This is a genomic window from Ferribacterium limneticum, from assembly GCF_020510565.1.
GTDB classification, from domain to species: Bacteria; Pseudomonadota; Gammaproteobacteria; order Burkholderiales; family Rhodocyclaceae; genus Azonexus; species Azonexus limneticus_B.
In genome coordinates, this window is sequence record NZ_CP075189.1 from 229,302 (window position 1) to 252,587 (window position 23,286).

The window sequence follows — 23,286 nt, forward strand, 5'->3', positions numbered from 1 at the left end:
CGGGGTCGGCGATGCCGGCCCTGTTTTTTTGTGCTTGGCGGGTAGTCGGCTAAAATCCAAACGTGGAAAATCGTCGTAACATATATCTCGTCGGACTCATGGGGGCCGGCAAAACAACAGTCGGTCGCCAATTGGCGAAGCGCTTGGCTCGCCCGTTCTTCGATTCAGATCATGAAATAGTTGAGCGGACAGGTGTGCCGATCCCAACAATCTTCGAAATTGAAGGCGAAGATGGTTTCCGGCGACGAGAAGTGCAGACCATTCACGAGTTGACGGAGACATCCAATATCGTGATGGCTACCGGCGGAGGCGTTGTACTCAACGCGGAAAATCGTCGGAGATTGCACGAAACAGGGTGGGTTGTATATCTGAACGTTCCCCCGGCCTTGCTTTTTGAGCGCACACGGCATGACCGGAATCGCCCGTTGTTGCACGTTGCGGATCCCCTAGCCAAGTTGGAGGAACTGCATGCTGTCCGCGACCCTTTGTATCGAGATACTGCGCACATTGTGGTGGATGGTGGGCGTCTGGTTGCCTCCGGTATTGTGCTGCATCTCCTGAGAGAATTTAACTGTCAATGCAAAACCTGATGGAAACACTCTGTGTCGCTTTAGGGGATCGTTCGTACCCTATCCACATCGGAAGCGGCCTGCTCACGCGAGTTGAATTGATCCTGCCTCATATCAGGCAAAAGAAGGTCGTTGTGGTGACGAACACCACCGTTGCTCCCCTGTATCTTCAAACAATTCAGTCAGCGTTGGAGAGTGCAGGGGTATCGGTGTTGCCAGTTATTTTGCCTGATGGAGAACAATTCAAGACTTGGGAAACGTTGAACCTTGTCTTTGATGCCTTGTTGGGGGCGCGCTGTGAGCGTGGAACGACCTTGGTCGCCCTTGGTGGGGGGGTGATAGGAGATATGGGGGGATTTGCTGCCGCCTGTTACCAACGAGGAATGCCTTTTATCCAGGTGCCAACAACACTTTTGTCGCAGGTTGACTCATCCGTTGGTGGCAAGACGGCGATTAATCATCCTCTCGGGAAAAACATGATTGGCGCCTTCTATCAGCCTAAGCTTGTGCTTGCCGATATTTCGACGTTGAACACCCTGCCGGAGCGAGAGTTGAAAGCGGGCTTGGCCGAGGTGATCAAATACGGTTTGATTAGAGACTTGGATTTCTACGCATGGCTTGAAGAAAATCTTGAAAAACTGCTGGCCCGAGATCCTGCCGCGCTGACGTATGCAATTCACCGATCCTGTGCCAATAAAGCCGAGGTTGTCGCGGCGGACGAAAAAGAAACCGGTGAGCGTGCACTGCTCAACTTGGGGCATACCTTTGGCCATGCGATCGAAACGGGGATGGGGTACGGCGAATGGTTGCATGGCGAAGCCATTGCTGCCGGCACGCTAATTGCTGCGGAGTTATCGCGTCAGTTGGGATTGCTGGATGAAAGTGCGCTCAAGCGAATTGAACGCATATTTGTTCGAGCCGGTTTACCGGTATTTGGACCCAAGCTTGGTGTGGCCAGATATCTCGAGTTGATGAGCCACGATAAGAAGGTGCAGGATGGAAAACTCCGTTTGGTGCTTCTTCAGGAAATCGGCAAGGCTGTTGTTTCTGATCGAGCTAGCGATACGCAGATCAGCGCTGCCATTGAGGCCAGATGCACCTGAACAGGGAGTCGTCTTTTCTTGGTGTGCTTAGTTGGTGCGTTGCAGCATCTTGAATTGACAGGGGTTTGCCAGTATATTTGATGGTTGCCTCTAATTTTCCTACAGGCCGAAGCAGAAAATATGATGCTCGGCTTTTTTCAACATTGGCCCGTAGTTTTTGGCCAAGTTATTTGAAGGAATGCGTGTGATGGAACCGGGAGTACCTGAGCGGCAAGGGTTGTACGACCCAGCCAATGAGCACGATGCTTGTGGTGTGGGCTTTGTCGCCCATGTCAAAGGTCAGAAAAACCATGGCATCGTCGAGCAGGGTTTGTTGATCCTGAAGAATATCGATCACCGTGGTGCTGTTGGCGCCGATCCCTTGCAGGGTGATGGCGCGGGTATTTTGATCCAGATTCCGGACCAGTTCTATCGCGAAGAGATGGCGCGTCAGGGAGTCGAATTGCCGCCCGCTGGCGAATATGGGGTCGGCATGGTATTTCTGCCGCAGGAGGCTGCTTCGCGCCACGCCTGCGTTGAGGAGATCGAGCGCTCTATCGTTGCCGAGGGTCAGGTTCTGCTTGGCTGGCGCGATGTGCCCGTCAATCGTGAAATGCCCATGTCACCGACTGTGCGCGCCAAGGAGCCGGTGATTCGCCAGGTATTCGTTGGTCGCGGCCCGGATATTTTTGTAACGGATGCCCTTGAGCGCAAGCTGTATATCATTCGTCGTCGTGCCGCCAACGCGATCAAGTCGCTGAAGCTGAAATTCGGTCAGGAGTTCTACGTCCCGTCCTTCTCGGCCCGCACAGTTAACTACAAGGGTCTGCTGCTGGCTGATCAGGTTGGGGTGTACTACCTTGATCTGCAGGACAAGCGGACTGTTTCGGCGCTGGCGCTCGTGCACCAGCGTTTCTCGACCAACACCTTCCCGACCTGGGACCTGGCGCATCCGTTCCGTTACATCGCCCACAATGGCGAAATCAATACGGTGCGTGGCAATGTCAACTGGTTCAAGGCCCGTGAACAGGCAATTTCCTCGCCGATTCTCGGCGATGACCTGAAGAAGGTCTGGCCGCTGCACTATCCCGGTCAGTCCGACTCGGCTTCCTTCGACAATGCGCTTGAGCTGCTGGTGATGGGCGGAGGTTATTCGTTGGCCCAAGCGGTCATGCTGATGATCCCGGAAGCCTGGGAAAAGCATACCCAGATGGACGAGAACCGTCGCGCCTTCTACGAATACCATGCCGCGATGATGGAGCCTTGGGACGGCCCTGCTGCCGTGGCTTTCACCGACGGTCGCCAGATTGGTGCCACGCTTGACCGTAACGGTTTGCGTCCGGCCCGGTATCTGGTCACCGATGACGACCTCGTCGTGATGGCTTCCGAGTCTGGCGTACTGCCGATTCCGGAAAAGAAAATCGTCAAGAAATGGCGCCTCCAGCCGGGCAAGATGTTCCTGATCGACATGGAGCAGGGCCGCATCATAGACGACCAAGAACTGAAGAACTCCCTGGCCAACGCCAAACCGTATCGCGAGTGGATCGAAAAGATCCGTATCAAGCTCGACGAAGTGCCGGCACCGCACGAAAAGTGCTCGGCGCCAGCTGCTTCGCTACTGGATCGACAGCAGGCTTTCGGCTACACGCAAGAAGATGTCAAGATCATTCTTGAGCCGATGGTCCAGAATGGCGAAGAAGCCACTGGTTCCATGGGTACCGACTCTGCCTTGCCGGTGCTGTCGGCCAAGAACAAGACGCTTTACACCTACTTCAAGCAGTTGTTTGCACAGGTGACCAACCCGCCGATCGATCCGATTCGCGAAGAGCTGGTCATGTCGCTGGTGTCCTTCATCGGACCAAAGCCAAACCTGCTCAACACCAACGATATCAACCCGCCGATTCGTCTTGAAGTGTCGCAACCCGTGTTGTCCTTCGACGACATGGAAAAGCTGCGCAACATCGAGAAATACACGTCCAACAAGTTCCACTCCTTTGAGCTGGATATTTGTTACCCGGTCGCCTGGGGCAAGGACGGTATCGAAGCACGCCTCGCTTCGCTGGCTGCTGACGCTGAAGACGCTGTGCGTTCCGGTGCCAACATCCTGATCGTCTCCGACCGCAAGGTAGATGCCGAGCATGTCGCCATCCCGGCGCTGCTAGCCACGTCGGCTATTCACCAGCACCTGGTCAAGAAGGGCCTGCGCACAAGCGCCGGCCTCGTCGTGGAGACCGGTTCGGCGCGTGAAACCCATCACTTTGCCTTGCTTGGCGGCTACGGCGCCGAAGCGGTCCACCCCTACGTGGCGCTCGAAACCATCGCTGGTTTTGCCAAGGGTGATGCCGAAAAGGCTGAAAAGTACGCCAAGAACTACGTCAAGGCGATCGGCAAGGGCCTCATGAAGGTCATGTCCAAGATGGGCATCTCGACCTACATGTCCTACACCGGCGCTCAGATCTTCGAAGCCATCGGCTTGCAGAAGGAGTTCGTCGAAAAATACTTCACCGGCACGCCGTCAAATGTCGAGGGTATAGGCGTTTTCGAGGTTGCCGAGGAAGCCATTCGTCTGCACGATGAAGCGTTCTCAGGCGATCCCGTACTGGCCAGCATGCTCGACGCCGGTGGTGAATACGCTTACCGTATTCGCGGCGAAGAACACATGTGGACGCCGGATTCGATTGCCAAGCTGCAGCACTCGACCCGTTCCGGCAAGTACGAGACCTACAAGGAATACGCCAAGCTGATCAATGATCAGACCAAGCGTCACCTGACCCTGCGCGGCCTGTTCGAATTCAAGCCGACTGGTACCGCCATTCCGCTCGAAGAAGTCGAGTCCGCCAAGGAAATCGTCAAGCGTTTTGCCACCGGGGCCATGTCGCTCGGTTCCATTTCGACCGAAGCGCACACGACGCTGGCCATTGCCATGAACCGCATCGGTGGTAAATCCAACACCGGCGAAGGTGGTGAGGATGCCAAGCGTTTCGTGCCGCTCAAGGCCGGTCAGACGCTTTCCGAAGTGGTTGGTGCCTCGCGTATCGAACGCGACTACACCTTCAAGGAAGGTGATTCGCTGCGCTCTGCCATCAAGCAGGTTGCCTCCGGTCGCTTCGGCGTGACCACCGAGTATCTGGTCAATGCCGACCAGATCCAGATCAAGATGGCGCAAGGCGCCAAGCCGGGCGAAGGTGGCCAGTTGCCGGGTCACAAGGTTTCCGAGTACATCGGTTTCCTGCGTCACTCGGTGCCGGGTGTCGGCCTGATTTCGCCGCCGCCGCACCATGACATTTACTCCATCGAAGACTTGGCTCAGCTCATTCATGACCTGAAGAACGCCAATTCCAAGGCTTCCATCTCGGTCAAGCTGGTCTCCGAAGTCGGTGTCGGTACGGTTGCTGCCGGTGTTGCCAAGGCCAAGGCCGATCACGTCGTGATCGCCGGTTTTGACGGTGGTACGGGTGCTTCGCCACAGTCCTCGATCAAGCATGCCGGTACGCCGTGGGAACTCGGCTTGTCCGAAACCCAGCAGACCCTGGTCCTGAATCGCCTGCGTTCGCGCATTCGCGTCCAGGTCGATGGCCAGATGAAGACCGGCCGTGACGTCGTGATCGGTGCCTTGCTGGGTGCGGACGAATTCGGTTTCGCCACGGCGCCGCTCGTGGTCGAAGGCTGCATCATGATGCGCAAGTGCCACCTCAATACCTGCCCGGTCGGTGTGGCCACGCAGGATCCGGTGCTCCGCAAGCGCTTCTCCGGCCAGCCTGAGCATGTCGTCAATTTCTTCTTCTTCGTTGCCGAAGAAGTCCGCGAGATCATGGCCCAGTTGGGCATTCGCAAGTTCGACGATCTGGTCGGCCGTGCCGATTTGCTCGACATGCGTGCCGGTATCGAACACTGGAAGGCCAAGGGTCTGGATTTCTCCAAGATCTTCTTCCAGCCGAATGTGCCGGCCGATGTGCCACGCTTGCACACCGAAACGCAGGACCACGGACTCGAGAAGGCGCTCGACCACAAGTTGATCGCCCAGGCCAAGCCGGCTCTCGAAAAGGGCCAGAAGGTCCAGATCGAAACGACGATCATCAACGTCAACCGTACCTGCGGCACCATGCTATCAGGCGAAGTTGCCCGCCGCTACGGCCATGCCGGCCTGCCGGACGACACCATCCACGTCAAGCTGACCGGTACCGCCGGCCAGGCCTTCGGTGCCTTCCTGGCCAAGGGCGTGACGCTGGAATTGACTGGTGAAGGTAACGACTACGTCGGCAAGGGTTTGTCGGGTGGTCGCATCATCATCAAGCCGAGCCCGGATTTCCGCGGCGATACGCAGCAGAACATCATTTGCGGCAATACCGTCATGTACGGCGCGACCGAAGGCGAGGCTTTCCTTGCCGGTGTCGGCGGCGAGCGCTTCTGTGTCCGTAACTCCGGTGGTACTGCAGTTGTCGAAGGTGTTGGCGACCACGGTTGCGAATACATGACGGGTGGCACTGTCGCTGTACTGGGCATGACCGGCCGCAACTTCGCGGCTGGCATGTCGGGCGGTATCGCCTACGTGCTGGACGAGGATGGCAGCTTCAAGCATCGCTGCAACCTCGCGCAGGTGGCTCTCGAGAAGGTCTTGCCGGCGTCGCGTCACGCCGCTGGCGAACCGCTGCATCTGGGTATCGCTGACGAGACTCAGCTCAAGGAGTTGATCACCCGTCATGCCGAATACACCGGCAGCGCGACCGCCAAGGCCATTCTGGCCAACTGGGACGCCTATCGCGAGAAGTTCGTCAAAGTCTATCCGCACGAATACAAGCGCGCCCTCACCGAGATGGCCGTTGCTGCACAGAAGGAGGCTGCATAATGGGCAAGCCGACTGGCTTCATGGAATTCGAGCGCCTGTCCGAGTCTTACGACCCGGTCGAACAGCGCCTGAAGCACTACAAGGAATTCGTCCACGCCTTGTCTGACGACGATGCCAAGATCCAGGGCGCGCGTTGCATGGACTGCGGTATCCCGTTCTGCAACAACGGCTGCCCGGTGAACAACATCATTCCGGACTGGAATGATCTGGTTTACCGCGGCAACTGGAAGCAGGCGCTGGAAGTGCTGCACTCCACCAACAACTTCCCGGATTTCACCGGCCGCATCTGCCCGGCACCCTGCGAGGCTGCCTGTACGCTCGGCATCAATGCCGCGCCGGTCGGCATCAAGTCGATCGAGCACGCGATCATCGACAAGGGCTGGGAAATGGGCTGGGTTGTGCCGCAGCCGCCGAAAGCGAAGACCGGCAAGAAGGTCGCCATCGTCGGTTCCGGCCCGGCCGGCCTGGCTGCCGCCCAGCAACTGGCGCGCGTTGGCCACGACGTGACCGTGTTCGAGAAGAGTGACCGCCTTGGTGGCTTGCTCGCTTACGGCATTCCTGACTTCAAGATGGAAAAGACCCTGGTTGACCGCCGTGTCGCCCAGATGGAAGCCGAAGGCGTCACCTTCAAGACCAAGGTCGTGGTTGGTGACAAGAACGTGCCGGCCGGCATCAACAATGATGCGACCACCGTCGTTTCGGCCGATCAGCTCAAGCAGGATTTCGACGCGGTGATTCTCGCCGCCGGCTCCGAAGTGCCGCGCGATCTGCCGGTGCCTGGCCGCGAACTCAAGGGCATCTACGCCGCGCTCGAGTTCCTGATTCCGCAGAACAAGGAAGTCCAGCAGGGCAAGGCCAATCCGGTCAACGTCAAGGGCAAGCACGTCATCGTCATCGGTGGCGGCGATACCGGTTCTGACTGTGTCGGCACCTCGAATCGCCACGGTGCCGCCTCGGTCACCCAGTTCGAACTGATGCCGATGCCGCCGGAAGAGGAAAACAAGGAGCTGACCTGGCCGTACTGGCCGTACAAGTTGCGCACTTCGTCTTCGCACGACGAAGGTTGTACCCGCGATTTCGCCGTCGCCACCAAGGGCTTCGTCGATGATGGCAAGGGCAACGTCAAGGCGCTCAAGGCTGTTCGTCTGGACTGGAAGGACGGCAAGATGAGCGAAGTTGCCGGTTCGGAATTCGAGCTGGCGTGCGACAACGCTTTCCTGGCCATGGGCTTCACCAACCCGGTTGGCGGCCTGCTGGATGCCTTCGGCGTCGAGAAGGATGCGCGCCAGAATGCCAAGGCGACGACCGACGGCGAAGGTTGCTACAAGACCAATGTCGACAAGGTTTACGCCGCTGGCGACGTGCGTCGCGGCCAGTCGCTGGTGGTCTGGGCGATCCGCGAAGGTCGTCAGGCTGCCCGTGAGGTCGATGCATTCCTGATGGGTTCGACGACGCTGCCACGCTGAGTCGAGCGCTCTCGAAAAAAGCCCCGCCGCCTGAAAAGCCGGCGGGGCTTTTCAATTTTGGCCTTTTTTTCCGGTTGACCGTGGGATTCTCTTTTTGACTATTTTTCTCATGATCAGGTGGCAGGCTGGCGAAACATTGTCTCTGTCGTGTGAGAATGGCTGCTGATTTCAAGGGGAAAACATGTCAACTGAACTGCAACCTGCCTTGCTCGTGACAACGCCAAGCGGCGCCCTCGACGGGCACATGCTGGTAATTCTCGGCATCATGTTCGTCGCCGGGATACTGGGCGGTACGGCCAACTACTTTCTGGCCGACCGGCGCGGCGATGCGGGCCGCCACGACTGGCTCAAATATCCGGTCTTCGGCGTGGTGGCGGCGCTGACCGTGCCGCTCTTTCTCAACATGCTGTCGAGCACGCTGCTCGAGGGGGCGCGGACCAAGCCGATCGATCTCTACGTGTTTTCAGGTTTCTGCCTGATCTACGTCGTCGCCTCGCGGCGCTTTTTCGAAAACATGGTGCAGCGCCTGATGGCGCAGATCGACCAGGTCCGGCGCGACGTTGGTCGCATCGAACAGCAAAAGCGTGACGAGCCCATCCTGGCTGTGCCCAAAGCCGAAACCGAGGTGCTGAAGGCCGTCGAGCCCGATCCCAAGGACGTTCTCTCCTACAACGACGTCGAAATCCTGCGCGCCTTGTCCGAAGGCGGCTTCGTTTATGGAAATCTGGCCGCGATCTGCGACAGCACCGGACTGGCCCGCGATTATGTCAGCCAGCGCCTGACCGTTATGAAAGCCATGGGTGTCATCGAGACGCGAATCAACGACAAGAATGTGCTGCACTGGTTTGTTTCGACCCGCGGAAAGGCCGTGCTCGGCGACATTCTCGGCGGTCAGGAACAGAAAAAGAGCGCCTGATCCCTTCCTCACCGAAGAAAGCCCCGCCGTCTGAAAAGCCGCCGGGGCTTTTGTTTTTCTACGCGAGTTGCGCTGGATCAATGGGCAAGCATGGCAAATGCGTCGCCGGCTTCGACAGTGCGGGCCGATCATGTGAAAATGCAGATTACCCAACCGCACAAGATTCTGCTCAATATGAATATCGTCATTCTCGCTGCCGGCCAAGGCAAGCGCATGCATTCCAACCTGCCCAAGGTCTTGCACCCGATTGCCGGCAAGGCCCTGGCGCAACATGTCATCGACACCGCTCGTCTTCTTTCGCCGGAAAAACTGATTGTCGTCTATGGTCATGGCGGCGAGGTGGTACGCGCCACACTGGCCGCCGACGACATCCTATGGGCAGAGCAGGCGCAACAACTGGGCACCGGCCACGCCGTCGCCCAGGCCGTCTCGCAACTGGGCGATGCGGCGCAGACGCTGGTGCTCTATGGCGACGTACCGCTGACCACGGTCGGTGCGCTCAAGCGCCTGCTGCAGGCCGGCAAGGACGGCTTGTCCATCCTCACCGTCGACCTCGCCAACCCGACCGGCTATGGCCGCATGGTGCGCGATGCAAATGGCAACATCGTGCGCATCGTCGAGGAAAACGACGCTACGCCCGAAGAAAAGGCGATCCGCGAGGTCAACACCGGCATCATGGCGATCCCGACGGCGCGTCTGGCCGACTGGCTGGGCCAGCTCAAGAACAACAATTCCCAGGGTGAGTACTACCTGACCGACATCGTCGCGCTGGCCGTGGCCGAGGGCTTGCCAGTACGCTCCGCCCAGCCCGAGGGCGAGTGGGAGGTGCTCGGCGTTAACAGCAAGGTGCAGCTGGCCGAACTGGAACGTCAGCACCAGCGCAACCTGGCCGATCAACTGCTCGTCGCCGGCGTGCGCCTGGCCGACCCGGCGCGTATCGACATTCGTGGCTCACTGAGCCATGGCCGCGACGTGTCCATTGACGTCGGCTGCGTTTTCGAAGGCAAGGTCGAACTGGCCGATGCCGTCGAGGTCGGTCCTTACTGCGTGCTGAAAAACGTAAAGGTGGGCGCCGGAACGCGCATCGCCGCCTTCTGTCACTTCGAGGACGCGGTGATCGGGCCGGACGGCGTGCTTGGGCCTTATGCCCGGCTGCGTCCGGGTACCGAACTCGGGCCGGAGGTGCACATCGGCAACTTCGTCGAGGTCAAGAAGAGCATCATCGGCGCCCAGTCCAAGGCCAACCATCTGGCCTACATCGGCGATGCCCAGATCGGTCAGCGCGTCAATGTCGGCGCCGGCACGATCACCTGCAATTATGACGGTGCCAACAAGCACCTGACCATCATCGAGGACGATGTCTTCATCGGCTCCGATACCCAACTCGTTGCCCCGGTGACGGTTGGCCGCGGGGCAACGCTTGGCGCCGGCACGACGCTGACCAAGAATGCGCCACCGGACGCCTTGACCGTCTCACGAGCCAAACAAATGACGTTGCCCGGCTGGGAACGTCCGAAAAAGGTAAAGAAATAATGGATTTCTGGTTCACGGCTTTCATGTTTGCCATCGCCATTCTCATTGCGGTGGGCGGCTCTTTGTTACTGGTCGGCTATTTCGGCACTTTGCCCGCCTCTTTCGCCTTTGGCTGGAAGAGCTGGTTGCCGACGCTGGCCTTGCCCATCGTCGGCCCGATCTGGTTTGCCGGCAGGCACTGGTCGGAATTTTCCAAGCCGGGCAAGCAACTGATTTTTGGCGTGCTGCTCTTCGTTGTGGCAATTGCCTTGCTTTACGGTTTTGGCCCCCACTTTGTCGATCGCATGGCGGCCAGTGGCATGTATCGCGAATAGATGACGGCTCGCTGATCGCAAGGCTGGCCACTGATGTGAACTGATTTTTCGCTGAATTTTCTAAGCTAAGGGAGAAGAAGATGTCCAAGTACACCACCGAGGCTCTACGTTCTGTTGCATTGGTCGGCCATGGCGCCGCCGGCAAGACCAGCCTGGCCGAGTCCTTACTGTTCGCGACCGGCGCCATCAACGCGAAGGGCAGCGTCGAGAAAGGTAATACCGTTGCCGACTTCGATGCCCAGGAAAAAGAGGCTGGTCACTCCCTGACCTCTGCTGTCGTCAATTTCGGTTATGAAGGCACGCATGTCCACCTGATCGACACCCCGGGCTACCCCGACTTTTCCGGTCAGGCCATCGCCGCGCTGGCCGGTGTCGATACGGCCCTGATCGTCGTCAACGCGCAGACCGGCGTCGAACTGATGACCGAGCGCATGATGCGCTACGCCGGCGAGCGGAAGCTGTGCCGGATGATCGTCATCAACAAGATTGATGCCGAAAACCTTGATCTGCCGGGCCTGGTTGCCAACATTCGCGAGCGTTTCGGCAAGCAGTGCATGCTCCTAGACCTGCCGGCGCACGGCGCGGCCGATGTCGTCGAAGTGCTCGAGCACGATGCCGGCGATGCCGATTTCGAATCGGTCGCGGCGGCGCACCGGGCGCTCATTGACCAGATCGTCGAGGAAGATGAAGACCTGCTCGCTCAGTACCTTGAAGATGGCGCCGATCCGACCGCCACCGCCTTGCATGCGCCATTCGAGAAGGCGCTGCGCGAAGGCCACCTGATTCCGATTTTATTCACCTCGGCCAAGACCGGTGCCGGCATCAAGGAGTTGCTGCATGTGCTCGCCTCGCTGGCGCCGAACCCGGCCGAAGGCAATGCGCCGCCGTTCTACAAGGGTGAGCCGGGCGACAAGACCGAGCCTTTCCAGGCCGAGCCGGATGCCGCCAAACACGTGCTGGCCCACGTCTTCAAGGTGGTGGCCGATCCCTACCTAGGCAAGATTGGCGTCTTCCGTGTCCATCAGGGCACGATGAAGAAGGACATGCAGCTTTTCGTCGGCGACAGCAAGCGGCCGATCAAGGTCGGCCATCTCTATCAGTTGCAGGGCAAGGACAGCATCGAGGTCGATGAACTGCTGCCAGGTGACATCGGTGCGATTGCCAAGATCGACGAGGTTGATTTCGACTGCGTGCTGCACGATTCGCACGACGAGGATCACATTCACCTCGTGCCGCTCGAATTTCCCAAGCCGATGGCTGGGCTGGCCGTCGAAACGAAGAAGAAGGGCGACGAGCAGCGCCTGTTCGACATCCTGGCCAAGCTGGCCATGGAAGATCCGACCTTTGTCGTCGAGCGTCATCCAACAAGCAATGAAACGGTCATCCGCGGCCTCGGCGAGATTCATCTGAAAGCCAAGCTCGGGCGCATGGCCAGCCAGTACAAGCTGGAAGTCGATACCAAGCCGCCGCGCATTCCCTATTGCGAGACGATCACCGCCCCGGCCGAGGCGATGTATCGCCACAAGAAGCAGTCGGGCGGTGCCGGCCAGTTCGGTGAAGTGCATCTGCGCATCGAGCCGAAGGGGCGTGGCGAGGGCTTCGAGTTCGTCGATGCCGTCAAGGGCGGCGTCATTCCCGGCGTCTTCATGGCAGCTGTCGAGAAGGGCATTCGTCAGGGGCTGGAAGGCGGCGTTGTCGCCGGTTATGCGGTCGACGACCTCAAAGTCACGGTTTTCGATGGCAAGACGCATGCCGTTGATGGCAAGGAAGTCGCCTTCACGATGGCTGGTCGCAAGGCCGTCATCGAAGCGATTCGCGGCGCCAAGCCGATTGTGCTCGAACCGATTGTCAGTATCGAGATCATTGTTCCGGAATCGGCCATTGGTGACCTGACCGGCGATCTGTCCGGTCGGCGTGGTCATATCACCGGCACTGATGGGCGCGGGCATGGCATGTCGGCGATTAGTGGCGAAGTGCCGCTGGCTGAACTTAACGACTATCAGTCGCGGCTTAAGTCGCTGACGGGGGGGCAGGGTAGCTACACCATCGAGTTTGCGCGCTATGCCGCTGTGCCGCCGAATGTGCAGCAGCAACTGGCGAGCAAGTTTCAGTTGCATGATGAGGATGAGTGAGGGGTTAGTCCCCCCGGGGTGCTAATTAGCTTGGGGTTCCGCCTTGCTGGCGGGCGTACTTTCTTTTGCTTCGCCAAAAGAAAGTAGCCAAAGAAAAGGCGACCCCGGGGGCGGCGCCGGGCTCTGCCCGGTTCCTTGCGCTACTCGGCAGGCCGGGCGGCTTGCTAAACTCGCCTGCGGCTCAGACAACGCAAGCCGACAGCCCCCGGCCCGCCTGCGTTGCTCAGCGCCTTCCACGGGGACCACAAAGGCGTCCGGGCTCGGCCGCTTTGCCGAAAATTCAGACTCCCACGGTCAACCGGAAAAAAGGGCCAAAAATGAAATCTGCCATTCAGGCACCCAAGCTCAAGCTCGGATTGTTTCACCGGGCCCCTTGAGAGGTGCCGAGCAACGCAGGGGCTGGCGGATAAAGGGCGAGGACTGTCTGAGGGCGAAGCCCGAGTTCCGCAGCCCCCGTCAGTCGCGAGTAGCGCAGGGAACCGGCGTAGCCGGCACCGACCCAGGGTCGCCTTCTTCTTTGGCTACTTTCTTCTTGGCGAAGCAAGAAGAAAGTACGCCCGCGCCTCAAGCGCGGAAAACAAGGGTTACGAAGAGGCTCCTGGAGCTTGAGGATGGAACCCCCTGCTAATTAAGCAGTACCCCCACCCGACCAATTAACCGTCGCCAGAAACAGATAACCCGCGCCATACACCGTCTTGATGAACGCCGGACTCTGTGGGTCGGGTTCGAGCTTGCGTCGCAGACGGGAAATGCGGACGTCGATGGCGCGGTCGTTGGGAGCCAAGTCCCGCGTGCCCATGAGTTTTTCGCGCTGCAGGATGCGGTTCGGGTTATTGACGAAGACCCTGAGCAAATCGGCCTCGGCCGTGCTTAGCGCATGCTCTTCGCCATTGGGGGCGGTCAGCGTGTTGTTGCCGAGGTTGAAGCGCCAGCCGGAAAACTCGGCGATCTGGCGGGCTTGCGTTTCGCTGCCTTCGCGCCGGCGCACGATGCTGCGCACTCTGGCCACCAGTTCGCGCGGTTCGAATGGTTTGAGCACGTAATCGTCGGCACCGAGTTCGAGGCCCATGACGCGGTCGCTGACGTGGGCGCGCCCGGTCAGGATCAGAATGCCGCAGCCCGACTGGGCGCGGACGCGCTGCATGGCTTCGATACCGTCCATGTCGGGCAGGCCGAGGTCGATGATGCAGAGGTCGGGAGCCAATGTGCGCAGGCGGCGCAGGAGGTCACCGGCGCTGCGGCACCAGACGGTGCGGAAACCGAAGTCGGCGAGCACCTGTTCGATGATCTTGGCGACATCGGGGTCGTCTTCGACGATGGCGATCAGCTTGGCGGGTTCGTTGTCTTTCATTGTTTTTCTTTGTTGGTGGCACGCAGAGCGCGGGCCAGGTCCTGGCGGACGAAGGGTTTGGCTAGCACCGGCAGGTCGCTGCCGACTTCGGCCTCGTCGGTGTAGCCGCTCATCAGCACGATGCGCATGTCGGGCTGGCTCATCAGTACGCGGTCAGCCAGCTGCCGGCCATCGAGGCCGCCGGGCATGATGACGTCGCTGACGACGATGGCGATGTCGGGAATCTGGTCGATCATGGCCAGCGCCTGCACGCCGTCTTCGGCTTCGATCACCGGGTAGCCCAGATCGATCAGTTGCTGGCGAACGACGCGACGGACGTTCGGCTCATCCTCGACGAGCAGGACCAGTTCGCCACCGGCCGGCAGGGTGGCGTCCTCGCCCGGCGCATCGACATCTTCTTCCGGTGTCGCCAGCGGCAGCACCATGAGCACGGTCGTGCCTTGTTCAGGCTGGCTTTGAATCGACACGCCGCCGCCCGACTGCTTGGCAAAACCGTAGGCCATGGCCAGCCCGAGGCCGCTGCCCAGCCCGAGGCGCTTGGTCGTGAAGAAGGGTTCGCAGGCGCGGGCCAGCGTAGTGGCATCCATGCCGCAACCGTTGTCGGCGACTTCGATCAGGGCGTACTGGCCGGGACTGACATCGAAGGCGGCGGCATCGGTCGATAGTTCGACGGCGCGCGCCGCGATGTGCAGCCGGCCGCCTTCCGGCATGGCGTCGCGCGAATTCAGGGCGAAGTTGAGCAGGGCGCTTTCGAGCTGGCCGGGGTCGACCAGCGCGTGCAGCGTCATGCCGCCGAGATCGGTTGATACGGCAATCGACTCGGGCAGCGAGCGGCGGACCAGCTTGGCCAGGCTGCCGATCAGGTTGCCGATATCGACTGCCTTCGGTTCGAGCGGCTGTTGCCGCGAGAAGGTGAGCAGGCGCTTGATCAGTTGCACGCCGCGCCGTGCCGACTGCAGCGCCGGCTCGACGAATTCGTTGATTTCGGCATCGTCCGGGCGGTGATCCTGGAGGGCGGCCAGGTTGCCGATGATGACGGTGAGCAGGTTGTTGAAATCGTGCGCCAGGCCGCCGGTCAGCTGGCCGATGGCCTCCATTTTCTGGGCCTGGACGAGGGCGGCCTGCATGCGCTTCTGTTCGGTGATTTCCTGCGAGAAAACGAAAAATCCGAGGTTTTTCCCGTCGACCGCAAACTCCGGGACCAGGGTGCTGCGCGCGAAAACCGTCTGCCCCTGGCGCTCCATCTGGTATTCGTAGGTCACCTGCTGGCCGGCCAGCGCGCGTTTGACCGGGTCGCGCACCTGGCTGTAGACGTGCGGTCCGATCAGGTCGAGCACGGCCCGGCCGGTGACGCTCTCGCCGGGGTAGCCATACCAGTCGGAGTAGCCCTTGTTGGCGTATTGATAGACCTCGTTCTGGTCCACGTAGCCGATCATGATGGGAATGGTGTCGTTGATCAGGCGCAGCCGTTCTTCGTTGCGGCGCAGGGCAGCGGCGATGCGTTCGTTTTCCTCGCTGGCCCGGCGCAGGTTGGCGTTGGCGTTCTCGAGCTGGGCGGTACGCCGACGCACCCGTTCGTCGAGCTGGATGTTCTGGTGTTCGGTCAGGTGCTCGATGTAGCGCTGCTCGGTGACATCGCTGTACAGCGTGACGAAACCCTTGTGCGCCAGCGGTTCGCCGCGCAGGAGCAGGACCCGGCCATTCGGCCGCTGGCGTTCGGTGACGTGTGGCGCGAAGTTTCGCGCCGCGGCGACGCGCTCGGCTATCTGCGCCTCGATGTCGCCCGGGCCGTATTCGCCGCGTTCGGCGTTGTAACGGATGAAGCCGGCGAAAGGGGCGCCGATGTAGGCCAGTTCATCGGGAAACTCGAGCAACTGGAGGAAAGGGCGGTTCCAGGCGACGAGGCGCAGGTCGGCGTCGAAAACCGTGATGCCCTGGTCGAGCAGGTCCAGCCCGGCCTGCAGCATTTCATGGCGCGGGGAGGAAGGGGACGAGGCGGTCTCGATAAGCATCGGTCGATTCTAGTGCACGGTTCGGGGCGGATTTCGTGATGTAACGATTCGTTACATTCTGCCAATAGTTGCGCAAGAGTGTTTTGTCATTCTCACGATCAATAAAAAAACTTGCGGCAATGAGAACAGCAACTCGGCAAGAAAATCGTGAGGAGATAAATCTTGGTTAACCCGTATTCCGTCGGGCTGGAGCAAAATCCGGCCAATTTCGTCGCACTGTCCCCGCTCAGCTTCATCGAGCGTTCAGCTTTCATTTACCCGAAGCGTATCTCGGTCATCCAGGGTGCCCGCCAATATACCTGGAAGGAAAGCTACGACCGTAGCCGCCAGCTGGCTTCCGCCCTGAAGAATCGCGGCATCGGCAAGGGCGACACGGTTGCCGCCATGCTGCCCAACACGGCTTCGATGTTCGAATGCCATTTCGGCGTGCCGATGACCGGCGCCGTGCTCAATACCCTGAACACCCGTCTCGACGCCGAAGCCATCGCCTTCATGCTGGCCCACGGCGAAGCCAAGGTGCTGATCACCGACCCCGAGTTCTCGGGCATCATCAAGGCCGCGCTGGCCCTGCTCGAAGGGCCGAAACCGCTGGTCATCGACAGCCTCGATCCGGACTTCACGGGCGGCGAGTCGCTTGGCGAAAAGAGCTACGAGGATTTCCTCAAGGAAGGCGAGCCCGATTTCGCCTGGAGCCTGCCCGACGACGAGTGGGATGCCATCGCGCTCAACTACACCTCGGGCACCACCGGCAACCCGAAAGGTGTCGTTTATCACCATCGCGGCGCCTACCTCAATGCCGCCTCGAACATCATTTCCTGGGGTATGCCGCCGCACTCGGTGTACCTGTGGACCCTGCCGATGTTCCACTGCAACGGTTGGTGCTTCCCCTGGACCCTGGCCGCCAATGCCGGCACCAGCGTCTGCCTGCGCAAGGTCGATCCGGCCCTGATCTTCAACCTGATCAAGGCGCACAAGGTCAGCCACATGTGCGGCGCACCGATCGTCTGGGGCATGATGATCAACTCGCCCGACAGCCTCAAGGAAGGCATCGAGCATCAGGTCAATGGCCTGATCGCCGGCGCCGCGCCGCCGGCCGCGATCATCGAAGGCTGCGAAAAGATGGGCTTCAACATCACCCACGTTTACGGCCTGACTGAAACCTATGGCCCCGCTGCCGTCTGCGCCAAGCACCCGGAATGGGACAAGCTGCCGATCGACCTGCGGGCTGCCCGCAACGGCCGCCAGGGCGTGCGCTACCACATGCAGGAAGGCATCGAGGTCCGCGACACGGTCAGTCTCGAGCCGGTGCCTTGGGATGGCGAGACGATGGGCGAAATCATGTTCAAGGGCAACCTGGTCATGAAGGGCTACCTCAAGAACCCGAAGGCGACCGAAGAAGCCTTTGAAGGCGGCTGGTTCCATACCGGCGACCTGGCTGTCGTGCATAGCGACGGCTACGTCAAGATCAAGGATCGCTCCAAGGACATCATCATCTCCGGCGGCGAAAACATCTCGTCGCTCGAAGTCGAAGACGTGCTTTACCGCCACCCGGCAGTCGTCGCCGCCGCCGTGGTCGCCAAGCCCGACGAGAAGTGGGGCGAAGTGCCCGCGGCCTTCGTCGAACTCAAGGCTGATGCGAGCTGCACCGAGGCCGAGATGATCGAGCACTGCCGCGCCCATCTGGCCCGCTTCAAGGTGCCCAAGCAGGTCGTGTTTGGCGAATTGCCGAAGACGTCCACCGGAAAGATCCAGAAATACGTCCTGCGTCAGCACGCCAATTCGGCGCTGGCCATCGAGTAATCCGCACTCCCCTGTCGTCATGCCTTGATCGGCAGGGGGCTGCGCGTGCGAAAAGGAAATCCCATGAAGATTCTCGTACCCGTAAAACGAGTCGTTGATTACAACGTCAAAGTCCGCGTCAAGGCCGATGGCACCGGCGTAGACCTGGCCAACGTCAAAATGAGCATGAACCCCTTCGACGAAATCGCTATCGAAGAAGCCGTCCGTCTCAAGGAAGCCGGCATTGCCAGCGAAGTCATCGCCGTCTCCTGTGGCGTTGCCGCCTGCCAGGAAACCTTGCGCACCGCCATGGCCATCGGTGCCGACCGCGGCATCCTCGTCGATTGTGGCGACACCGAAATCCAGCCGCTGGCCGTCGCCAAGCTCTTGAAGGCCCTGTGCGACAAAGAACAACCGCAACTCGTCATCTGCGGCAAACAAGCCATCGACGACGACGCCAACCAGACCGGCCAGATGCTCGCCGCCCTGCAAAACTGGCCGCAAGCTACCTTCGCCTCCAAAGTCGTCATCACCAACGGAAAAGCCAGCGTCACCCGCGAAATCGACGGCGGCCTCGAAACCCTCGAAATCAATCTCCCGGCTGTGGTTTCCACCGACCTGCGTTTGAACGAGCCGCGCTACGCCACCCTCCCCAACATCATGAAAGCCAAGAAAAAGCCGCTCGACACCGTCAAGCCGGCCGACCTTGGCGTCGACGTCACCCCGCGCCTGACCACCCTCAAGGTCGCCGAACCGGCCAAGCGCAGCGCCGGCATCCGCGTCGCCGACGTCGCCGAACTCGTCAACAAACTCAAGAACGAAGCCAAGGTGATCTGATCATGACCATTCTCGTTATCGCCGAACACGACCACCAACAGCTCAAAGCCGCCACCCTCAACACCGTTGCCGCCGCAGCCAAGATCGGTGGCGACATCCATGTTCTCGTCGCCGGATCAGGCTGCCAAGCCGCCGCCCAGGAAGCCGCCACGCTGCAAGGCATCAGCCTCGTCAAAGTCGCCGACGCTGCCCACTACCAGAGCCAGACCGCCGAAAACCTCACCGCCCTGGTCATCGCCAATGCATCCGGCTACAGCCACATCCTCGCCCCGGCCACCACCTTCGGCAAGAACCTCGCTCCCCGAATCGCCGCGCTCCTCGACGTCGCCCAGATCTCCGAAATCACCGGCGTTGAAAGCCCGGACACCTTCGTGCGTCCGATCTACGCCGGCAATGCCCTGGCCACCGTCAAGAGCGCTGACGCCGTCAAAGTCATCACCGTCCGGACCACCGCCTTTGACACGGTCAACCGGGAAAATGCCGCGAAAATCGAAAACATCGCCGCTGCAGCCGACACCGCCCAAAGCACCCTCACGAACCGCGAACTGACCAAGTCCGAGCGTCCCGAACTCGGTGCGGCCAAGATCATCGTCTCCGGTGGTCGTGGCCTGGGCAGTGGCGAGAACTACCACAAGCTCCTCGAGCCGTTGGCCGACAAGCTCGGTGCGGCACTCGGTGCCTCCCGCGCCGCCGTCGATGCCGGCTTCGTGCCGAACGACTATCAGGTTGGCCAGACCGGCAAGATCGTTGCCCCGCAGCTCTACATCGCCGTCGGCATCTCGGGTGCCATCCAGCATCTGGCCGGCATGAAGGAGTCGAAAGTCATCGTCGCCATCAACAAGGATCCGGATGCACCGATCTTTCAGGTGGCGGATTACGGGCTCGTGGCTGACCTGTTCGAAACCATTCCGGCCCTCGTCGCCGCGGTCTAATCAAGAAATACGGAGAGAAACCCATGAGCACCTATATCGCCCCGATTCGCGACATGCAGTTCGTCCTCAACGAAGTGGCCGGCCTCGAAGAAATCTGTGCCCTGCCCGGTAACGAGGAATGTTCGGTCGATCTCGTCGAGTCCATTCTCGACGAAGCCTCCAAGTTCGCCACCGGCGTCCTCGACCCGATCAACAGCGTCGGCGATCGTGTCGGCCACGTCTGCAAGGACGGCGTCGTCACCACGGCGCCCGGCTTCAAGGAAGCCTACAAGCTGTTCGCCGAAACCGGCTGGAATTCCATGCCTTTCGACCCGGAATATGGCGGTCAGGGGCTACCGGCTGTCGTTTCGATGGCCGTCAATGAAATGTGGAAGGGCGCCAACATGGCCTTCGGCTTGTGCCCGATGCTGACCGGCGGGGCTATCGAAGCCATCGCCCACCACGCTTCCGACGAACTCAAGCAGAAATACCTGCCGAAGATGATCGAAGGTACGTGGACCGGCACCATGAACCTGACCGAGCCGAACGCCGGTTCCGATCTGGCCGCCATTTCCTCCAAGGCCAAGGCCGTCGGCGACGGCACCTTCCTGGTCAGCGGCACCAAGATCTTCATCACCTGGGGCGAGCATGACGTCGCCGAAAACATCATTCACCTCGTGCTGGCCCGCCTGCCGGACGCGCCGCCGGGACTGAAGGGCATTTCGCTCTTCCTCGTGCCGAAATTCCTGGTCAATGACGACGGTTCGCTCGGCAAGCGCAATGACCTGATCTGCGCCTCGATCGAACACAAGCTCGGTATCCACGGCAGCCCGACTGCCGTCATGTCCTACGGCGAGAACGAAGGGGCCGTCGGCTACCTGATCGGCGACGAGAACAAGGGCATCGGCTACATGTTCACGATGATGAACCACGCCCGCGTCAATGTCGGCCTCGAAGGCGTCGGCATCGCCGAGCGCGCTTACCAGCACGCCTTGTGGTACGCCCGCGAACGCGTGCAGGGCAAGATCATCGGCGATACCTCGGGCGAGAAGAAGACCATCCTGCATCACCCGGATGTCCGCCGCATGCTCATGGACATCAAATCGCGCACCGAAGCCATGCGCACGCTGGCCTACTACACGGCTGCCAACATCGACCGTGCCCATGCCGGCAATGCCGCTGCCCAATCCCGTGTCGACCTGCTGACCCCGGTCGTCAAGGGCTGGAGCACGGAGCAGGGCGTCGAGCTGTCGTCGACCGCGCTGCAGGTCTTCGGTGGTGTCGGCTTTGTCGAAGAAACCGGCGCGGCGCAGTACTACCGCGATTCGCGCATCACGACCATCTATGAAGGCACGACGGCGATTCAGGCCAACGACCTGGTCGGTCGCAAGCTGGCCCGCGAAAAGGTGCCGGGCGCTGCCATGAAGGCGCTCATCGCCGAAATGTCGGCCGATGCTGAAGTCTTCGCAGCCAACGCGCAACTGGCCGGCATCGCCGCCAACCTGAAAAACGGCATCGCCGCCCTGACGACCGCATCCGACTGGATCATCGCCAACTACGAGAGCGCCCCGGCCGCTGTGCATGCCGGTTCCGTGCCCTTCCTCAAGCTGACCGGCATCGTCGTCGGCGGCTGGCTCATGGCCAAGTCGGCGGCCATCGCCGTCCGCCACATCGCCGCCGGCACGAGCGACGATTTCTACAAGTCCAAGCTGGCCACCGCGAACTACTTCGCCGCCCACCAGCTGCCGTTCGCCGCTGCCTACTCTGCCGAAATGACCGGCGGTGCTGACTCGGTCTTCGCCCTGCCGGAAAGCCTGTTCTGATCATGAGCACGCGCACCGATCGTGATGCAATGGAATACGATGTCGTGATCATCGGCGGCGGCCCTTCGGGGCTGTCGTCGGCGATTCGCATCAAACAACTGGCCGAGCAGAGCGGCAAGGACGTCTCGGTTTGCCTGCTCGAAAAGGGCTCGGAAATCGGCGCCCACATCCTGTCCGGCGCCGTGCTCGAACCGCACGCCCTGGCCGAACTTTTCCCCGACTGGCAGGAGCGCGGCGCGCCGCTTAATACGCCGGCCGGTGAAGACAGGCTCTTGTATTTGACGGAAGCAGGCGCTTACAAACTGCCAACGCCGCCGCAGATGGGCAACCACGGCAACTACATCATCAGCCTGGGCAATCTGGCCCGCTGGCTCGGTGAGCAGGCCGAAGCGATGGGCGTTGAAATCTACCCGGGTTTCGCTGCGGCCGAAGTGCTTTACCACGAGGATGGTTCCGTCAAGGGCGTCGCCACCGGCGACCTCGGCATCGGCAAGGATGGCCAGCCCGGCCATAACTTCCAGCCGGGCATGGAACTCCATGCCAAGCAGACCATCTTCGCCGAAGGCTGCCGCGGTTCGCTGACCAAGGAATTGTTCGGCAAATTCAATCTGCGCGATGGCGTCGATCCGCAAACCTACGGCATCGGCATCAAGGAACTGTGGGAAATCGATCCGGCCAAACACCAGCCGGGGCTGATCGTGCACTCGGTGGGCTGGCCGCTGAGCTCGGACACTTACGGCGGCTCCTTCCTCTATCACCTGGAAAACAACCTTGTCGCCATCGGCATGGTCGTCGGTCTCGATTACCAGAATCCCTGGCTGTCGCCCTACGAGGAATTCCAGCGTTACAAGACGCACCCGACCATCCGTGGTTTCTTCGAGGGCGGTCGGCGCATTTCCTACGGCGCCCGCGCGCTGTCGGAAGGCGGCTACCAGTCAGTGCCCAAGCTGACCTTCCCGGGCGGTTTGCTCATCGGTGACACGGCCGGCTTCCTCAATGTGCCGAAGATCAAGGGCACGCACATGGCGATGAAGTCGGGCATGGTTGCGGCCGAAGCCGTCTTCGAGCATCTCGCCAAAGAAGACGCCGGGGCGGAAGCCACCGAGTACGCCGAGCAGATCAAGAAATCGTGGCTGTGGGACGAGCTTTACACCGTGCGCAACATCCGCCCGGCTTTCAAGTGGGGCCTGTGGGGCGCGCTGGCTTACGGCGCCATCGACACCTACGTCTTCAAGGGCAAGGCGCCGTGGACGCTGCATCACCACGACGACCACACGCAACTCGGCGACAAGAACAGCCATCCGAAGATTGCCTACCCGAAACCGGATGGCACGCTGACTTTCGACCGCCTGTCATCGGTCTTCCTCTCTGCCACCAACCACGAGGAAAACCAGCAGACGCATCTGCGCCTCAAGGATGAAAGCATCGCCATCAGCGTCAATTACGCCAAGTACGGTTCGCCCGAAACGCGTTATTGCCCGGCCGGCGTGTACGAAATCCTCGGCGAGGAGGAAGGCAAACCCCGCCTCCAGATCAACGGGCAGAACTGCCTGCATTGCAAAACCTGCGACATCAAGGACCCGACCCAGAACATCAACTGGACGGTGCCGGAAGGTGGCGGTGGGCCGAACTATCCAAACATGTAGTTCAAATTGAGCCGACCGGGAAAATTCCACGGTCGACCGGAAAAAAACATGAAAACCCGAGAACAGCGC

Annotated in this window: 15 protein-coding genes; 13 read left to right on the top strand and 2 right to left on the bottom strand. The window is 60.5% G+C overall.

What is annotated here, in order from left to right; translation table 11 throughout:
• Window positions 1-98: 98 nt before the first annotated feature.
• The 8 genes from KI610_RS01150 to fusA all read left to right on the top strand — a co-directional run bounded on the left by KI610_RS01150 (window position 99) and on the right by fusA (window position 12,858).
• On the top strand, window positions 99-590 hold the full coding sequence (locus tag KI610_RS01150) for a shikimate kinase (protein ID WP_264179231.1): 492 nt from the start codon (window positions 99-101) through the stop codon (window positions 588-590).
• Window positions 590-1,672, top strand: a complete 1,083-nt coding sequence (aroB, locus tag KI610_RS01155; protein ID WP_226498489.1) for a 3-dehydroquinate synthase — start codon at window positions 590-592, stop codon at window positions 1,670-1,672. Before KI610_RS01150 ends, aroB begins: the two co-directional genes overlap by 1 nt.
• 187 nt (window positions 1,673-1,859) lie before the next feature.
• Window positions 1,860-6,497: a glutamate synthase large subunit gene (gene gltB / locus KI610_RS01160; RefSeq protein ID WP_226496900.1), complete on the top strand. Its 4,638-nt coding sequence runs from the start codon at window positions 1,860-1,862 to the stop codon at window positions 6,495-6,497.
• On the top strand, window positions 6,497-7,963 hold the full coding sequence (locus KI610_RS01165) for a glutamate synthase subunit beta (protein WP_226496901.1): 1,467 nt from the start codon (window positions 6,497-6,499) through the stop codon (window positions 7,961-7,963). The genes gltB and KI610_RS01165 overlap by 1 nt, the downstream gene beginning before the upstream one ends.
• Before the next feature lie 181 nt (window positions 7,964-8,144).
• Window positions 8,145-8,879 carry a YEATS-associated helix-containing protein gene (locus KI610_RS01170; RefSeq protein ID WP_226496902.1) on the top strand — a complete coding sequence of 245 codons (735 nt, stop codon included), beginning with the start codon at window positions 8,145-8,147 and terminating at the stop codon, window positions 8,877-8,879.
• A 174-nt stretch (window positions 8,880-9,053) separates the two neighbouring features.
• On the top strand, window positions 9,054-10,412 hold the full coding sequence (gene glmU, locus KI610_RS01175; protein WP_226498490.1) for a bifunctional UDP-N-acetylglucosamine diphosphorylase/glucosamine-1-phosphate N-acetyltransferase GlmU: 1,359 nt from the start codon (window positions 9,054-9,056) through the stop codon (window positions 10,410-10,412).
• Window positions 10,412-10,726: a hypothetical protein gene (locus tag KI610_RS01180; RefSeq protein WP_226496903.1), complete on the top strand. Its 315-nt coding sequence runs from the start codon at window positions 10,412-10,414 to the stop codon at window positions 10,724-10,726. The genes glmU and KI610_RS01180 overlap by 1 nt, the downstream gene beginning before the upstream one ends.
• 80 nt (window positions 10,727-10,806) lie before the next feature.
• The gene (gene fusA / locus KI610_RS01185) at window positions 10,807-12,858 is read left to right on the top strand and encodes an elongation factor G (RefSeq protein WP_226496904.1); all 2,052 of its coding nucleotides are present in this window, start codon (window positions 10,807-10,809) and stop codon (window positions 12,856-12,858) included.
• 628 nt (window positions 12,859-13,486) lie between these two features.
• On the opposite strand, the gene KI610_RS01190 is transcribed toward fusA, so the two are convergent.
• Window positions 13,487-14,209, bottom strand: coding sequence for a response regulator transcription factor (locus tag KI610_RS01190; protein WP_226496905.1), 723 nt, complete (start codon window positions 14,207-14,209; stop codon window positions 13,487-13,489).
• On the bottom strand, window positions 14,206-16,221 hold the full coding sequence (locus tag KI610_RS01195; RefSeq protein WP_226496906.1) for a PAS-domain containing protein: 2,016 nt from the start codon (window positions 16,219-16,221) through the stop codon (window positions 14,206-14,208). Before KI610_RS01195 ends, KI610_RS01190 begins: the two co-directional genes overlap by 4 nt.
• Before the next feature lie 162 nt (window positions 16,222-16,383).
• Here KI610_RS01195 and KI610_RS01200 point away from each other — a divergent pair, with 162 nt between their 5' ends.
• The 5 genes from KI610_RS01200 to KI610_RS01220 all read left to right on the top strand — a co-directional run bounded on the left by KI610_RS01200 (window position 16,384) and on the right by KI610_RS01220 (window position 23,217).
• On the top strand, window positions 16,384-18,021 hold the full coding sequence (locus KI610_RS01200) for an acyl-CoA synthetase (protein ID WP_226496907.1): 1,638 nt from the start codon (window positions 16,384-16,386) through the stop codon (window positions 18,019-18,021).
• Between the two features lie 63 nt (window positions 18,022-18,084).
• On the top strand, window positions 18,085-18,837 hold the full coding sequence (locus KI610_RS01205) for an electron transfer flavoprotein subunit beta/FixA family protein (RefSeq protein ID WP_226496908.1): 753 nt from the start codon (window positions 18,085-18,087) through the stop codon (window positions 18,835-18,837).
• A 2-nt stretch (window positions 18,838-18,839) separates the two neighbouring features.
• On the top strand, window positions 18,840-19,769 hold the full coding sequence (locus KI610_RS01210) for an electron transfer flavoprotein subunit alpha/FixB family protein (protein WP_226496909.1): 930 nt from the start codon (window positions 18,840-18,842) through the stop codon (window positions 19,767-19,769).
• 23 nt (window positions 19,770-19,792) lie between these two features.
• Window positions 19,793-21,571 carry an acyl-CoA dehydrogenase C-terminal domain-containing protein gene (locus KI610_RS01215; protein WP_226496910.1) on the top strand — a complete coding sequence of 593 codons (1,779 nt, stop codon included), beginning with the start codon at window positions 19,793-19,795 and terminating at the stop codon, window positions 21,569-21,571.
• Window positions 21,572-21,573: 2 nt separating this feature from the next.
• Window positions 21,574-23,217, top strand: coding sequence for an electron transfer flavoprotein-ubiquinone oxidoreductase (locus tag KI610_RS01220; protein WP_226496911.1), 1,644 nt, complete (start codon window positions 21,574-21,576; stop codon window positions 23,215-23,217).
• Window positions 23,218-23,286: the final 69 nt, after the last annotated feature.